11 protein-coding genes are annotated in these 15,151 nt (G+C 69.5%); 3 read left to right on the top strand and 8 right to left on the bottom strand.

Features of this window, described 5'->3' with window-relative positions; genetic code table 11:
* Positions 1-53 precede the first annotated feature (53 nt).
* From ung to rhlB, 5 genes are all read right to left on the bottom strand, one after another.
* Positions 54-776, bottom strand: a complete 723-nt coding sequence (ung, locus tag I4U41_RS17805) for a uracil-DNA glycosylase (RefSeq protein ID WP_206862521.1) — start codon at positions 774-776, stop codon at positions 54-56.
* Positions 773-1,612: a response regulator gene (locus I4U41_RS17810; protein WP_206862522.1), complete on the bottom strand. Its 840-nt coding sequence runs from the start codon at positions 1,610-1,612 to the stop codon at positions 773-775. The genes ung and I4U41_RS17810 overlap by 4 nt, the downstream gene beginning before the upstream one ends.
* Complete coding sequence (gene ftsX / locus I4U41_RS17815; RefSeq protein WP_206862523.1) at positions 1,609-2,574, bottom strand: permease-like cell division protein FtsX; 966 nt, start codon at positions 2,572-2,574, stop codon at positions 1,609-1,611. The genes I4U41_RS17810 and ftsX overlap by 4 nt, the downstream gene beginning before the upstream one ends.
* Complete coding sequence (gene ftsE / locus I4U41_RS17820; RefSeq protein WP_206862524.1) at positions 2,571-3,257, bottom strand: cell division ATP-binding protein FtsE; 687 nt, start codon at positions 3,255-3,257, stop codon at positions 2,571-2,573. Before ftsE ends, ftsX begins: the two co-directional genes overlap by 4 nt.
* Before the next feature lie 158 nt (positions 3,258-3,415).
* A complete protein-coding gene (gene rhlB / locus I4U41_RS17825) occupies positions 3,416-5,149 on the bottom strand; it encodes an ATP-dependent RNA helicase RhlB (RefSeq protein WP_206862525.1) in 1,734 nt (577 codons plus the stop codon).
* Positions 5,150-5,443: 294 nt separating this feature from the next.
* Here rhlB and trxA point away from each other — a divergent pair, with 294 nt between their 5' ends.
* Both trxA and rho read left to right on the top strand, forming a co-directional pair.
* Positions 5,444-5,770, top strand: a complete 327-nt coding sequence (trxA, locus tag I4U41_RS17830; protein ID WP_206862526.1) for a thioredoxin TrxA — start codon at positions 5,444-5,446, stop codon at positions 5,768-5,770.
* A 297-nt stretch (positions 5,771-6,067) separates the two neighbouring features.
* Positions 6,068-7,735 carry a transcription termination factor Rho gene (rho, locus tag I4U41_RS17835; protein WP_206862527.1) on the top strand — a complete coding sequence of 556 codons (1,668 nt, stop codon included), beginning with the start codon at positions 6,068-6,070 and terminating at the stop codon, positions 7,733-7,735.
* Between the two features lie 403 nt (positions 7,736-8,138).
* On the opposite strand, the gene I4U41_RS17840 is transcribed toward rho, so the two are convergent.
* On the bottom strand, positions 8,139-9,353 hold the full coding sequence (locus I4U41_RS17840) for a PAAR domain-containing protein (RefSeq protein WP_206862528.1): 1,215 nt from the start codon (positions 9,351-9,353) through the stop codon (positions 8,139-8,141).
* Positions 9,354-9,473: 120 nt separating this feature from the next.
* Here I4U41_RS17840 and I4U41_RS17845 point away from each other — a divergent pair, with 120 nt between their 5' ends.
* Positions 9,474-11,306, top strand: a complete 1,833-nt coding sequence (locus tag I4U41_RS17845; RefSeq protein WP_206862529.1) for a monovalent cation:proton antiporter-2 (CPA2) family protein — start codon at positions 9,474-9,476, stop codon at positions 11,304-11,306.
* Between the two features lie 225 nt (positions 11,307-11,531).
* On the opposite strand, the gene I4U41_RS17850 is transcribed toward I4U41_RS17845, so the two are convergent.
* Both I4U41_RS17850 and I4U41_RS17855 read right to left on the bottom strand, forming a co-directional pair.
* Positions 11,532-14,858, bottom strand: coding sequence for an ankyrin repeat domain-containing protein (locus tag I4U41_RS17850; RefSeq protein WP_206862530.1), 3,327 nt, complete (start codon positions 14,856-14,858; stop codon positions 11,532-11,534).
* A complete protein-coding gene (locus tag I4U41_RS17855) occupies positions 14,851-15,120 on the bottom strand; it encodes a YcgL domain-containing protein (RefSeq protein WP_206862531.1) in 270 nt (89 codons plus the stop codon). The genes I4U41_RS17850 and I4U41_RS17855 overlap by 8 nt, the downstream gene beginning before the upstream one ends.
* Positions 15,121-15,151: the final 31 nt, after the last annotated feature.

Below are 15,151 nucleotides of genomic sequence, written 5' to 3' on the forward strand. Positions count from 1 at the left end.
ACGCGAACGAACGCCGGGCCGCCGGGGCCCCGATGAGCCCGCCCAGCCCGCGTTCAGACCCGCAGCGCGGCCCGGCCAGGGAGCGACCAGTCGATCGGCGTCTTGCCATGGCGGGCGAGGTACTCGTTGGCGGCCGAGAAATGGCCCGAGCCGATGAAGCCCCGATGCGCCGACAGCGGGGAGGGATGCGGCGCCTTCAGCACCTTGTGGCGACGCGGGTCGATGACCTTGCCCTTCGCCTGCGCGTAGCTGCCCCAGAGCATGAACACCAGGCCCTCGCGCTCGCGGTTGAGCACGTCGACCACGTGGTCGGTGAAGCCTTCCCAGCCCTTGCCCTGGTGGGCCCCGGCCCGGCCTTCCTCCACCGTCAGCACGGCGTTGAGCATCAGCACGCCCTGCCGCGCCCACGGCAGCAGGCAGCCGTGGTCCGGCCGCGGGAGGCCGAGGTCGCGCTGGATCTCCTTGAAGATGTTGTCCAGCGACGGCGGCACCGCCACGCCGGGCTGCACCGAGAAACACAGGCCGTGCGCCTGGCCGATGCCGTGGTACGGGTCCTGGCCGAGGATGACGACCTTGACCTCGTCGAAGGGCGTCGCGTCGAAGGCCGCGAAGATGTCCGGTCCCGGCGGGAAGATCCGCGCGCCGGCCGCCTTGCGTTCGCGCAGGAAGGACGCGAGCTCCCGCATGTCCGGCCGCTGCAGGTAGTCGCCGATCCTCGCCTTCCACGACGGGTCCAGCCGGACGCGGTCGTGGCTGCTGTCCGCCGCCTCGTTCATGCGTCCAGCGCCGCCTGCTCCGGCAGTCGCGCCAGGCGCAGCTGGAACAGCGTCTTCGTCACCAGCAGGCGTTCCTCGATCGGCTTGAGCACCAGATCGTTCGCGCCCGCGCGGATCAGTGCGCTCTGGTTGTCGGCGTTGCCGTCGCCGGTCATCACCAGCACCGGCAGGCGACGCTTGCCGTGGCCGTAGTCCTCGCGCAGGCGGGCGAGCAGGTCGTTGCCGCCCAGTGCGCCCTTCAGGTAGACGTCGGTCAGCACGAGATCGCAGCCGATGTCGTCCTGTCCACGGTGCGTTTCCAGGTAGTCCAGCGCCTCTTCCACGCCGACGAAGTGCAGCACGGTCAGGCCGTGGCGTTCGAGCATGCGCTTGGTCGCCAGGGCGACGACCTTGCTGTCCTCGACGTAGAGCACGCGCGCGCCCGGGATCGGCTGCGGCTGCACGTAGCCGCGGATGAACGCCGCCAGCGCGGTGTGGCCAAGCGATTTGTCGAAGTAGTCGGTGACGTCTTCGGTGAAGCGGCGCGATTCCAGGTGCGACTGCGCATCGCCGGAGACGACGATGATCGGCACGTACGCCTGCCCCGCCGATTCGCGCACGGCGCGCGCCAGCGCGATGCCGTCGCCGTCAGGCAGCACGAGCGAGGTCGTCACCAGGTCGACCGCGCCGTTCGCGAGCGCCGCGCGCGCCTCGGCGATGTCGGCACAGGGCACGACGACCGCGTCGGTGAGTTCGCGCGCGAGCACGTCGCCGATCAGCTTGCGCACCAGCCTGGAGCCGTCGACCACCATGATCCGGGGCGCGGCGTTGGCGAGATGGCGGAGGTCCTGGCTCATGTCGTCGGTCGCGTCTGGCGCAGGTAGTGGCCGGTCACCAGGCCGGCACCGATCCAGCCGAGCAGGCCGGCGCCGATCACGATCGCAATGGCGTCGACCAGATCGAAACCACGCAGCGCGAAGCGGCTTCCGTAACTCTGTGCGAGCGCGGCGAGCGGCTCGCGCAGCGCGTGGTCGGCGGCGGTGAGCAGCGCCAGCGCGAGCACGCCGGCGACCAGGCCGTAGCTCAGGCCCAGGTACAGGAACGGCCGGCGGATGAAGCCGTCGGTGGCGCCGAGCTGCTGCAGCACGGCGATTTCCTCGCGGCGCGACTGGATGTCCAGCCGCACCGTGTTGCCGACCACCAGCAGCGCGCCCAGGCCGAGCAGCAGCGCCAGCACCCACGCCAGGCGCACGCCGAAGCGCAGCCACTGGTCCAGGCGCTGGCGCCACGCGGCGTCGTGCTGGACGACGTCGACTTCGGGCAGCGTGCGCAGCGAATCGGCGAGCATCGTCTCGTCGCCCTTCGGCGTCACGATCAGCACGCTGGGCAGCGGATTGCCTTCCACCGCGGTGATCGCCTCCGCGAGGCCGCTGCTGCGGCGCAGTTCTTCCATGCCCTGCTCGGGCGTGCGCAGGTCCAAGGTGGCGATGTCGCCACGGCCGCGCAGCTGGTCGGCCAGCGCGCGGGCGCGGTCGAGCGTGATCTGGGGCTTGAGGAACAGGCTGATCTGCCGCGACTGCTCCACGGTGCCGGTAAAGCGTTCGACGTTGCCCAGCGCCGCCCACAAACCGAGCGGCAAGGTGATCGCCACCGCCATCACGCCGATGGTGAGCGCGGTCGCCCACGGCTTGCGCAGCATGCGGCCGACGCTGGCGACGAGGCTGTAGACGTGGTGGTCGAACCACGTGGCAAGCCGGGAACGCGCGCCCGAATCCGGGCGCGACGGACGGGTCGATGCATTGGCGGTCGGCGCGCTCACTGGGCCAGGTCCTCCGGCGAGATGTCGTCGACCAGGCGGCCCTGGTTGAGCACCAGCACGCGCTTCTTCATGCGCTTGACCAGCGCGAGGTCGTGGCTGGCGACGAGCACGCTGGTGCCGAGTTCCGGCAGCGATTCGAACAGCGCCATGATCTCGGCCGACAGCGTGGGATCGAGGTTGCCGGTGGGTTCGTCGGCGACCAGCAGGCGCGGTTCGCCGACGATCGCGCGGGCGATGCCGACGCGCTGCTGCTCGCCGGCCGACAGTTGCGACGGCAACGCGTTGGCGCGGGCGCCCAGCGACACCTTGTCGAGCACCGCGCGCACGCGCTTGCCGATGTCGCCGCGACGCATGCCGCGCAGGATCAGCGGCAGCGCGACGTTGTCGGCGACGCTGCGATCGCCGAGCAGGCGGTGATCCTGGAACACGACGCCGACGTCGCGGCGATGCAGCGCGATGCGGCGGCCACGCACCTTCAGCAGGTTGCGGTCGCCGAACACGACGGTGCCGCGGCTGGGACGTTCGGACAGGTGGATCAGCTTGAGCAGCGTGCTCTTGCCGGCGCCGGAATGGCCGGTGACGAACAGCATTTCGCCCTGCGCGACGTCGAAGCTCACTTCGCTCAGCGCGTCATGGCCGCCGTCGTACCGCTTGCTGACGTTGTCGAAGCGCAGGACGCTCATCGCTCACCGGTGAACACACACGTGCCGCCCAGTATCGGCGGCACGGGCGGCGCTGGCTAGGGCGAAATCGACCGCGGCGCGCAAACCGCGACGCGGTTCGCGACGGACGCGATCATCAGAGCCGGGCCGCTCGCATGGAACGGCGCCTGGGGGGTTCCTCAGTGCTGGCTGCGCGGCGAACGCGAGATCAGCGACTTCAGGCCACGGCCGATGCGATGCAGCAGGCCGAGCTTGTCGCCGTCTTTCGCGGCCGGCTTGCCGGCGGCCTTCTGCGCATGGACCTGGGTCGGCGACTTCGGTCCGGTCTGCGGGGGCGCGGCGGCCTGCGTGGCGGCGTCGGCGCCTTCGATGCGACGACCGCCACGACGGCGACGGCGCTTGCGCGGGGCGCGTTCGGTATCGCCCGTCGGCGGCGTCGCCGCCTCGACGGCCTGGTGCGCCTGCGCGGCGGCATCGACCACCGGCTGTGGACGCGGCTTGCGCTCGCCACGCGGCGCGCCATCGCGGCTTTCGCCGCGACCACCTTCACGACGCCCGCCTTCACGACGGCCCTCGCTGCGACCGCCGCCCGGCTTGCCGCCACGGCTGCGGCCACCGCCGCGGCGTTCTTCATCGGCCGCTCGCTGTTCACGCGCTTCCTTGAAGATCGAACCGATGCTTTCGTTCTCGCCCTCGCCTTCGGCGCCTTCCGGCACTTCGCGCGGCGGGCGCGGGATGGCGACCAGCAGGTCGGCCTCGACCGCCGCCACCGGCAGCTTCTGTTCGATGTAGGCCTCGATGTCCGGCAGCGACATCGCATAGCGCTCGCAGGCGAAGCTGATCGCGTCGCCCTCCGCGCCCAGGCGCGCCGTGCGGCCGATGCGGTGGACGTAGTCCTCCGCGTCGAACGGCAGGTCGTAGTTGTAGACGTGCGAGACGCCGTCGATGTGCAGGCCGCGCGCGGCCACGTCGGTGGCGACGAGGATTTCCAGCTGGCCCTTCTGGAAGCGGTTGAGCAGCGTCTCGCGCTTCTTCTGCGGCACGTCGCCGGACAGCACGCCGACGCGGTAGCCGCCCTTTTCCAGCGCACGCGCGACACGTTCGACGAACGCCTTGGTGTTGACGAACACCATCGTCCGCGCGCCTTCGCTGCGCGAGAGCAGGCCGAGCAGCAGCGGGATCTTCTCGTCGTCTGCCGGGAAGAACACCTTCTGGCGCACGCGCGCCGCGGTGACGGTCTCGGCCTCGACGACGAGCTTCTCCGGCTCGTTCATGTGCTCGTACGCCAGCTCCAGCACGCGGTGGCTGAGCGTCGCGCTGAACAGCAGCGTCTGGCGCTCGGTGCGGATCGGCATGCGGCGCAGCAGGAAGCGGATGTCCTTGATGAAGCCCAGGTCGAACATGCGGTCGGCTTCGTCCAGCACGCACATCTCGCAGGCGTGCAGCGACACGACCTTGTGCTGCTTGACGTAGTCGATCAGGCGGCCGGGCGTGGCGATGATGATGTCGGCGCCCTTCTGCAGCAGCTCGCGCTGCTTGTCGTAGTCGACGCCGCCGTAGACCAGGGCGAACTTCAGGCCGAGGTCGGAACCGAACTTCACCGCGTCCTTGTGGATCTGGATGGCGAGTTCGCGCGTCGGCGCCAGGATCAGCGCGCGCGGGTCTTCCGGCTTGCGCTCGGCCAGCGCCGGGCGGGTCAGCAGGCGGTTCATCACCGCGACGAGGAAGGCCAGCGTCTTGCCGGTGCCGGTCTGCGCCTGGCCGGCGACGTCGCGGCCCTGCAGCGCGATGGGAAGCGTCAGCGCCTGGATCGGCGTGCAGCGGGTGAAGCCGGCGGCTTCGAGCCCGGCCAGCAGGCTCGGATGCAGGTCGAACGAGGAAAAGGAAACGTCGGTTAGAGGCTTGTCGCTCATCAGCTTGGAAGTCCGCGCGCGCCGTGCAGTTGCGGCATGCAATGTTGCGTTGGCGCGCTTGCGTGGGTGGCGTCCGCATCGCAGACTGCCGGGGCCGGGCCCGCTCGGGCGCCGGCTCGGAAAGGGGTCGGGAACCGGCCGGATCGGACCGCTGGTCCGGGCTTGAAGTCCCCGCGAAACGCCCCAGTTTACCGTAACGACCGATCCGGCACGCCCGTCGGGCAAGCCGGGCCGATCAACCGCCCGAAGGCCGGCCCAGGGCCGGCCGTCATGCCCCACCCGCAGGAGAGTCCCGTGAGCGAGAAAATTTTGCACGTTGGCGATGCCGACTTCGACGCCGCCGTGCTGCAGTCGTCCGAACCGGTGCTGGTCGATTTCTGGGCCGAATGGTGCGGCCCGTGCAAGATGATCGCACCGGCCCTGGACGAGCTCGCCCAGGCCTACGACGGCAAGGTCAAGATCGCCAAGGTCAACGTGGACCACAACCGCGCCACGGCGATGAAGTACCACGTGCGCTCGATTCCGATGCTGCTGCTGTTCAAGAACGGCCAGGTCCAGGCGACCCAGATCGGCGCCGTCGGCAAGGCCCAGCTGAGCCAGATGATCGACAAGGCGATCTGACGCCTTCCGCTGCACCGGCCCTCTCCCGGCGCGGGAGAGGGCAAGGGCGGGACTGCGACCGCCCAACCGCCTGTTGCTTCAGGCTTTCCTGCCCACCCCGGCAGACGTGAACGCCTCCTGTCCCGGCGCTTGCCGCCGCGCGAAGGCAGTGCTAGTTTCATTCCACCCGGCGTTCCTGACCTTCCGCGACGTAGCCCGTACGGACCCGTCTCGCGCCGCACCCCACTTTCGAAACCATCGTCCCTGACGTTCCGCTCGCCCTCTGCGAGCGCTCGCCGCTTAGCGAGGATTCCCTGCTTGTCCGATAACACCCCTGACGCCGGCGAAGTCGCCGAGAAGCGCGTGCGCAAGGCGCGCGTGAGCAAGGCCGCCGACAACGCGCCGTCCGCCGTCTCCACCGAGTCCGCCCCCAGCGAAGCGCCCGCGCCGCGCGCCGAAGCCCCGGCTCCGGCCGCCGAAGCCGCCGCGCCGTCCGAGTCCCGCGCCGAAGGCGCCTCCGCCCACGGCGGCGAAGGCGGCCAGTCGCGCGAAGGCCGCGATTTCGAAGGCGGCAACCGCGGCAATCGTCGCGACCGTTTCCGCAACCGCCGCGAGCGCCAGCGCGAACGCTACCGCGACCAGAACGGCGGCATGCAGGACGACGGCGGCAACGGCGAACAGTTCGTGCCGCGCCCGCATCCGCAGGTGCCCGAAGGCTTCCCGCAGTACTCGCTGGGCGACCTCAAGCGCATGCCCACGCCGAAGCTGCTGGAGATCGCCGAGCAGCTGAACATCACCGACGGCGTCGCCCGCGCGCGCAAGCAGGACGTGATCTTCGCCCTGCTCAAGGTGCTGACCCGCCACGGCGAAGGCGTGGCCGCCGACGGCGTGCTGGAAATCCTGCCGGACGGCTTCGGCTTCCTGCGCGCCGCCGAGGCCAGCTACCTGGCCGGCCCGGACGACGTCTACATCTCGCCCAGCCAGATCCGCCGCTTCAACCTGCGCACCGGCGACCACCTGTCCGGCCGCATCCGCTGGCCGAAGGATGGCGAGCGTTACTTCGCCCTGGCCGTGGTCGACACGATCAACGGCGAGCCGCTGGAAGCGTCGAAGAACAAGGTCCTGTTCGAGAACCTGACCCCGCTGTTCCCGCGCAAGCGCTTCCGCCTGGAGCGCGGCGACGGTTCGACCGAGGACATCACCGGCCGCATCCTCGACCTGATGGCGCCGCAGGGCAAAGGCCAGCGCGCGCTGATCGTCTCGCCGCCCAAGGCGGGCAAGACGATGATGATGCAGCAGGTGGCCACGGCCATCACCAGCAATCATCCGGACGTCCACCTGATCGTGCTGCTCGTCGACGAGCGCCCGGAAGAAGTGACCGAAATGCAGCGCACCGTGCGCGGCGAAGTGGTGTCCTCGACCTTCGACGAACCCGCCGGCCGCCACGTGCAGGTCGCCGAAATGGTGATCGAGCGCGCCAAGCGCCTGGTCGAGCACAAGAAGGACGTCGTGATCCTGCTCGACTCCATCACCCGACTGGCGCGCGCGTACAACAATGTCGTGCCGTCCTCCGGCAAGGTGCTCACCGGCGGTGTCGACGCGAACGCGCTGCATCGTCCGAAGCGTTTCTTCGGTGCCGCGCGTAACGTGGAGGAAGGCGGTTCGCTGACCATCATCGCCACCGCGCTGATCGACACCGGCAGCAAGATGGACGAGGTGATCTACGAAGAGTTCAAGGGCACCGGCAACTCCGAAGTGCACCTGGACCGCCGCATCGCCGAGAAGCGTGTCTATCCGGCCATCAACATCAACCGCTCCGGCACGCGTCGCGAAGACCTGCTGATCGAGCCGGAACTGCTGCAGAAGATCTGGATCCTGCGCAAGCTGCTGCACGGCATGGACGAGATCGGCGCGATGGAGTTCCTGCTGGACAAGATGAAGACGACCAAGTCGAACGACGAGTTCTTCAGTTCGATGAAGCGTTGAGGTCCGTCGAAGCAGTACAAGAAAAACGCCCCGCATTGCGGGGCGTTTTTGTTTTGACCGACAGTGAGCCTGCGGAGAGCAGGCGACGCTAGTTCAACAACATCAAAACGAAAGGAAGTGAGGCCCAGGCAATCGCAAGGTAATGCAGGACCATGGAGAACCGAGCCTTTCGAAAACCCGCCCACGAGGCGAGGGCGAACAAGATGCATCCGGGCGGGAAATAGAGCATCGCGCCCCAGATTGCATACGCGTATATGTCGCGACCGATTCCATTGACCCTGGTCGCCTCCGCGTCTACTTGAGCTGTCCATATACAGATTACGCCGACGCAAAGGAACACCCCAGCCAGGACGGCGTCCGCCCATGCAACCCATCGTTTCACTTCCTTGCTCCCGAACTCACGTTACCGGCCCCCATTCGGCAGAAGATTTCGGCTTCTCGGGAAGGCGATGAAATCAAGTAAGACTCGGTAGAACTTCGCCCAGTCATCTACTTGCTTTCCGCTTTCAGTGAGCGCCCCTTTGTGTCGCTTGTTGACTAGGCCCGTATGGATCAGGAAGTAGTCCGCAATAAGGTCGCCTTGCTGCTCCATATTGAAATCCTGAAGCCGGGGAATGGAGCCGTCAGCGTTCGTGAGCTCATAGCTGTAAACATCCCCAACCACCCTCCCTGGGAAAAGCATTGCACCATTGAGCCGAACGGAATAACCAAGCTGGGCTTGCCACACATGCACGATTTCGTGGATGAGCCACCATCTATCGACGACGCTCTCCCTTGAGAAGTCCTCCTTATAGCCTGCTTGACTGAAGTAGATCTCACCATCAGGCGCCATTGCGGTTTTTGCGTCTTGCATGCCGAACCACATGTACTCTTCGTTATGAATCTTTACCTTGTTGTAGTCGATGGCGTCTCCGAATACAGATCGCACCATGGCGATCTCGCCCGTCGTCAGGTTCCTTGACTCGCCTTCAAGAGTTACCGTTGAGCTCGAGTAGCCGACGCGATCCGAATTCGTACGCACGTCCCTTATCGCTACGGTCCGGGCACCAATCGGAGCCCTCCTGGCGCAACAGGGCTGCATGCGCCCGGACGGAAGGAATGTCGCCTCGACGACGGGAATGGGCTCTCGGGTCACAAGACGCGCGGTGTTTCCATCGGCGTCGGTAAGTCCAGAGAAGGTTTGGCCATTCGCCATCGTTAGCGTGTAACGCGTTTGACCGAGGGCCTTCCCTCTTTTGGACACGAACCGGATCTGCTCGTCGTAAGTCCCATCGCCAAGTGTGGAGACGGACGACGCTGCAAATGCGGCTGCTGCCCCAGGGTTGATTCCTCGTGATGACGGACTCACGGCAGCGAACGAATTCCGGACCGTCGAGATCAGCCCACAACCACACTGCAGCCGACTGAGATCCTCGACGGCAGCGCGCTTTCCGTTGTCTATCCAGCCGTCGTAGCCTCCAACGATCTTGAACACGCCACCGTGGGCCGGGCACTCCGCAAGATCGCCCTCCAGTGAAGCTGGCGTTCCGTCGATTGTGAAGAACGGACCACCGCTTGCGGTCATCACCTTGCCGCCGCTCGTGGTGGGATCGCCAAGTCGGATGAAGCCGAGTCGCACCGCTCCTCCCTTCCGGCCGCCAGGCCGATGCTGTGGAAGGAATGAACGTGACGAACCCATCATCCAGCAGCAACGAGAAATAGCCTCGCAGAAGGCATAATTCCCAAAACGGAGGCGATCATGCACGGCGGCGGTCTGGAACTGGCACTGGTATTCCTGCTGGCCGCGGTCATCGCGGTGCCGGTGTTCCGGCGTTTCGGGCTGGGCGCGGTGCTGGGGTACCTGGCCGCGGGCGTGACGCTCGGGCCGTACGGACTGCGGTTCGTCGCCAACGCGGAGCCGGTGCTGGCCGCGTCGGAAATCGGCGTGGTGATGCTGCTGTTCGTGATCGGACTGGAGCTCTCGCCGTCGCGCCTGAGGGTGATGCGCAAGCCGATCTTCGGCGCGGGCGGCGCGCAGGTCGCGCTGAGCGCGCTCGCCATCGGCGGCGCGGCGATGGTCGCCGGCGCGTCGTGGAAGCCGGCGCTGGTGATCGGCATGGGCCTGGCGTTCTCGTCCACCGCGATCGGCCTGCAGCTGCTGTCCGAACGCAAGGCGATGACCACCGATCACGGGCGCCTGTCCTTCGCGATCCTGCTGTTCCAGGATCTCGCGGCGATCCCGCTGCTGGCCGCGATTCCCCTGCTCGGCCGCGCCGCCGCGGCCGACACGCAGCTGGGCTGGGCCGAAGTGGCCCGGGCGCTGGGCGCGATCGCCGCCGTCGTCATCGGCGGGCGCTTCATCCTGCGCCAGGTGTTCCGCATCGTGGCGCGCGCGCAGATGCCGGAAGTGTTCACCGGCGCCGCGCTCCTCGTCGTGCTCGGCACCGCGTGGATCATGCAGGGCGCGGGGCTGTCGGCGGGCCTGGGCGCGTTCCTCGCCGGCGTGCTGCTGGCCGACTCGGAATTCCGCCACGAACTCGAAGCGCAGATCGACCCGTTCAAGGGCCTGCTGCTCGGCCTGTTCTTCATGGCCGTGGGCATGAGCATCGACCTCAACCGCGTGCTGTCCGAGCCGCTGCTCATCACCGGGCTGGCGCTCGCGCTGTTGCTGGTGAAGTTCTCGATCCTGTATTTCGTCGGCCAATTCCCCGGCGGCCTGAACACGCGCGAATCGCTGCGCCTGGGCGCGGTGCTCGCGCTGGGCGGCGAGTTCGCCTTCGTGGTGTTCAACGAAGCGGTGAAGGCGGCGCTGATCGACGATCCCACGCGCGACCGCCTCGTCGCCGCGGTCGGCATCTCGATGGCGCTCACGCCGCTGCTGGTGATCGCGATGGCGCGCGCGATCTCGGCCGCGCCGCGCGCGCAGGAGCGCGCGTTCGATTCGATTCCCAACGACCAGCCCGAAGTGCTGATCGCCGGCTTCGGCCGCTTCGGGCAGATCGTCGCGCGCCTGCTGGTGGCGCAGCACACGCGCTTCATCGCGATCGAGCACAGCGCCGACCAGGTCGACTTCGTTCGCCGCTTCGGCAACCCGGTCTACTACGGCGACCCGGCCAAGCCCGAGCTGCTGCGATCGGCCGGCGCGGACCAGGTGAAGGTGTTCGTCATCGCCATCGACAGCATGGAGGAAAGCCTGCGCACGGTGGAGACGATCCGGCGGCTGTATCCGAACGCGACGGTGTTCGCCCGTGCGCGCGATCGCCGCCACACGTGGGAACTGATGGACCTGGGCGCGCGCGCGATCCGCGAGACGTTCTACAGCAGCCTGAAGATGGGCGAGAAGGTGCTGGTGGAACTGGGCGTCGCCGAGAACGTGGCGCGCGACCACGCCGAGCAGTTCCGCGAACACGACCTGCGCCTGCTGCACGCGCAGTACCTGATCCGCGACGACGAGGACGCGCTGCTGCAATCCACGCAGGATGCGCGGCGCGAACTGGAAGAACTGTTCGACGCCGATCGCGGTACCGGCGTGCTGAACGAGATCGCCGATGCGACGCGCAAGGACATGGCGTCGGTCGACGAGGAAGAGTGACCGGTCGCGCGGCGACGCCGCTCCCGTAGCCCGGGTAAGCGCAGCGCACCCGGGGAACACGCCTGTTGGGCGAGACCGTCAACGGTCGCAGCCAGCGCGCCGGAAGAAGGCACGACTTCGCCCAGCGACGTCACGTCGTCGCGGCACTTGAGCTCGCTTGGCGCTTCCGCATAACCCGGGTGCGCTTCGCTTACCCGGGCTACAAAAGCGCTGTTTTGTCGGAACCTAGCGCGGCTCGCGCAGGAACCTCGCCATCGACAGGTTCTGCCCCGGGGCCGCGGGCGCGAATTCCGCCGCGATGTCGATGAAGCCGCGCATGACCGCGATCTCGCGCGGCGTGCGGTTGAGCGCGTCGCGCAGGTCCGGGTCGGCGCCGGCGCGCAGCAGGAACTGCACCACGCGCGGCAGGCCGTGCAGCGCGGACAGGTGCAGCGGCCCGAAACCGCGCGGGTCCTTCGCATCGAGCGACGCGTCGTGGTCGATCAACAGTTGCAGGCCGGCGATCAGCACGTCCTCGTCGGCATCGCTGCCCGGTTCGGCGCGCGCGCCGAGCAGGAGCAGCAACGGCGTCGCGCCCGCCGCCGGCTGGTCGGCATCCACGCCGGCCAGCAGCAGCGTGTCGAACAGCGCGACCAGGCGCGAACGCTCGCGCGCGTTGAAGCCGTACATCGCCGCGCAATGCAGCGCCTGCCGGCCCTGGGCGTCGCAGGCCTGCACGTCGGCGCCGGCGGCGAGCAGGCGCGCGGCCAGATCGGTGAGGCCCAGCGCGCACGCGACCATCAGCACGGTGAGATCGCCCGGCAGGCGCTGTTCCAGCGGCGCACCGGCGGCAAGCAGGCGATCGACGATGTCCGCGTGGCGCATGCTCACCGCGGCCGAAAGCGGCGTCGCGCCGGAATTCGCGGTGCGCTGCGGATCCGCGCCGCGCGCGAGCAGCAGGTCGACGACGGCGCGATGCCCGCCGCCGGCCGCGCGCAGCAGCGCGGTGCAGCCCTGCGTGTCGGTGGCATCGACCGGCAGGCCGAGGTCGAGCAGGCGACGCACCGCATCGGCGTCGCCGACGATCGCCGCGGCCGGAATGTCCTGCGCCTGCAGCGGACGGCGCGGCAGCGGCCAGCCGCGCCAGTCGAGCCAGTCCGCCAGATCGCGACGCCCCGACGACAGCGCGACGCCGAGCGGCGTCTGGCCGTCGGCGGCGAGCAGGTCGGGCGCCGCGCCATGCGCGACCAGGCGCTTGAGCATGCCGTCGCGCCCGAGCGCGGCGGCGAGGTGCAGCGCGCTCATGCCATGGCTGTCGCGCGCGTTGAGGTCGGCGCCGATCGCGAGCAGGCGATCGAGCAGCCGCGCCCATCCGAGGCGGACGGCGAGTGCCAGCGGCGGATCGCCCACCGGCGAACGCGCGAACGGATCGGCACCGCGATCGAGCAGCTCGAGCGCGAGGTTCTCCAGCGTCGTCGAATCGCGCGCGCCGCCCTGCGAGGCCGCGAGGAAGCGCGCCAGCCCGCCGGCACCCGCCGGCGACACCGCACGTTCGAGCAGCGCGCGCAGCGAGGTTTCCGCCTCCGGCATGCGGGCGAGCATCGCGTGCACCGGCGTGTCGCCCTGCGGATCGCGCACGTCCGGATCGGCGCCCTGCGCGAGCAGCCAGCGCACGCGCTCGGCCGAACCGATCGCGTCCTCATCGTGCAGCAACGCGCCGCGTTCCTTAGCGCTGAGCAACTGCGCGAGGCCGCCGAGTTCCTCCGCTCGACCGTCGCGCAGGCCGTCGCGCAAGAGCACGGTCGGCGCGCGATCGGGCAGCGGCGCATCGTCGTCGGCATCGCTGAGCGCGGCCGGCAGCGGATAGGCGCGATCCAGCGCGGCGACCAGCGACCAGCGGCCGGCTTCGGCGGCGCGGTCGATCGCGCGCTTGCCGTCGGCATCGCGGTGTTCGGCCTCGCTGCCCAGGTCGAGCAGCTTCTGCACCAGCGAAGGCGATGCGGATTCGGCCATGCACGCCAGGATCAGCGCGGTGCGACCGCGCGCATCGGCGCTGGCCACCGCGTCGGCACCGGCGCGCGGAAGGTGTTCGAGCAGGCGGTCGATCAGCGCCTCGCGCGCGGCACGCGCGGCCTCGAGGAACGGCGTGCGTCCGTCGTGGTCGCGGATCGACGGATCGGCGTGCGCGCCCAGCAGCGTCGTGGCGATGTCGAGGTGCCCGGCGAACGCCGCCTCGTGCAGCGCCGTACGGCCGCGGCGATCGCGCGCGTCCACCTTCGCCTTGTGCTTGAGCAGCAGCGCCACGCCGGCCGGATCGTCCTCTTCGCCGCCGGCCGCGGCGAGCAGCGCCGGCTGGCCGTCGCCCGGCTCCGGGCGCGCGCCGCGTTCCAGCAGGAATTTCGCCAGGCGCCAGTTGCCGACCGCGCAGGCCATGCCGAGCGGGGAAAGGCCATCGCGGTTGAGCGGGTCGAGTTCGGCCGCCGCATCGCGCAGCAGCGCGGCGACGCCCGGGTCGGAACTGCGCGCGGCGTGATGCAGCGGCGTGTTGCCTTCGGCGTCGGTCAGGCGTGGGTCGGCGCCGTTGGCGAGCAGGGTCATCACCGCATCGGGGCGGCCGTGCCAGCTGTCGCGCGTGGCGGCCAGCAGCGGCGTCATGCCGGCGTGGCTGGCGTTGAGGTCGACGCCGTTGGCGATCAGCGCGCGCAGCAGGCGCAGGTCGGGCAGCACGGCGGCGAGCACAGCGAGGCTGCGCTGGTCGCGATCGTCGGCCGGCGGCGGCGCGGTGACGTCGGCGCCGAGTTCGATCAGCTCCAGCGCGCGCTCCACGCGTCCGGCGCGCGCGGCGGCGTAGAGCAGCGGTGCGAGCGGTTCGCCTTCGAGGACCGCGACCGGCTCATCGGATTCTTCCTCGTCCTCGTCGGCATCGAAGGCGAAGCCCGGCAGCGGATCGGCCGGCTCGATCTGCTGGAGCAGCGCATGCAGCGCCGGCGCGCCGAACGCGAGCACCGCCGCAAGCGCCCAGCGGGCGCCGCTCCCGAGCCATTGCGGCCACGCCAGCAGCAACACGGCGGCGGCGATGACCAGCACGATGCCCGCCACGCCGAGGCCGCGCCACGCGCCGAGTTCGAGCTCACCCAGCGCCTGCGAATGTTCGCGCAGCGGTCCACCGTCGCGTTCCAGCCCGAGCCACAGCGGCCACACGCGCCACAGGCCGAGCAGCCCCGCGCCGACGACCACGCTGACGCCGAGCGCGGCGGCGAGCGATCCGCTCGCGAGCAGCGACGACAGCGGCCAGGCGAGCAGCGCGGCGAGCACCGCGACGGCGCCGATCCAGACCAGCGCGAGCGCACCGGCATCGCGCAGCGCGTCGCGGCGTTCGGGCAGGCCGCCGTCGCGCCAGGCGCGCACGGCCAGTGCGTTCAACGGCTGCGCGAGCGTGCCGGCGATGGCCGCGACCACGCCGCCGAATCCGGCGAGCAGGCCCAGCACGATGCCGCCGGCGAGCAGGCCGCCGACGCGCAACGGCAGCGACGCGGCGCGGGGCGCGCGGACGGAAGGCGTCGGCTCAGGCATCGGTGCCCCAGTCCTCCCGCATCGGGTCTTCGACGGAGGGCGGGAACTGCAGGTGGAAACCGCGCATGACCAGGTTTTCGCGCACCACCGCCACGTCTTCGCGGGCCAGCTTGCGCTCGGGGGTCAGGGCGACTTCCAGCACGAACTGCAGCGTGCCCAGCTGCGTGCGGAGCGGTTCGGGCAGGCGCGCGAACTCGTCGCGCTGCGCGAGATAAACGTAGGTGTCGGCCTTGCGGAGGCTCTTGTAGACGTAGGCTTGCATCGGTTCCGGCGGCGTGCGCACGCGGGGGGAC

It is taken from the genome of Lysobacter changpingensis (genome assembly GCF_017308985.1).
Taxonomy (GTDB): Bacteria; Pseudomonadota; Gammaproteobacteria; order Xanthomonadales; family Xanthomonadaceae; genus Lysobacter_J; species Lysobacter_J changpingensis.

Coding starts and splice junctions, on each gene's coding strand:
- I4U41_RS17850 (WP_206862530.1), bottom strand. CDS start 14,858: ATGCCTGAGCCGACGCCTTCCGTCCGCGCGCCCCGCGCCGCGTCGCTG.
- rhlB (WP_206862525.1), bottom strand. CDS start 5,149: ATGAGCGACAAGCCTCTAACCGACGTTTCCTTTTCCTCGTTCGACCTG.
- I4U41_RS17855 (WP_206862531.1), bottom strand. CDS start 15,120: ATGCAAGCCTACGTCTACAAGAGCCTCCGCAAGGCCGACACCTACGTT.
- I4U41_RS17810 (WP_206862522.1), bottom strand. CDS start 1,612: ATGAGCCAGGACCTCCGCCATCTCGCCAACGCCGCGCCCCGGATCATG.
- ung (WP_206862521.1), bottom strand. CDS start 776: ATGAACGAGGCGGCGGACAGCAGCCACGACCGCGTCCGGCTGGACCCG.
- I4U41_RS17845 (WP_206862529.1), top strand. CDS start 9,474: ATGCACGGCGGCGGTCTGGAACTGGCACTGGTATTCCTGCTGGCCGCG.
- ftsE (WP_206862524.1), bottom strand. CDS start 3,257: ATGAGCGTCCTGCGCTTCGACAACGTCAGCAAGCGGTACGACGGCGGC.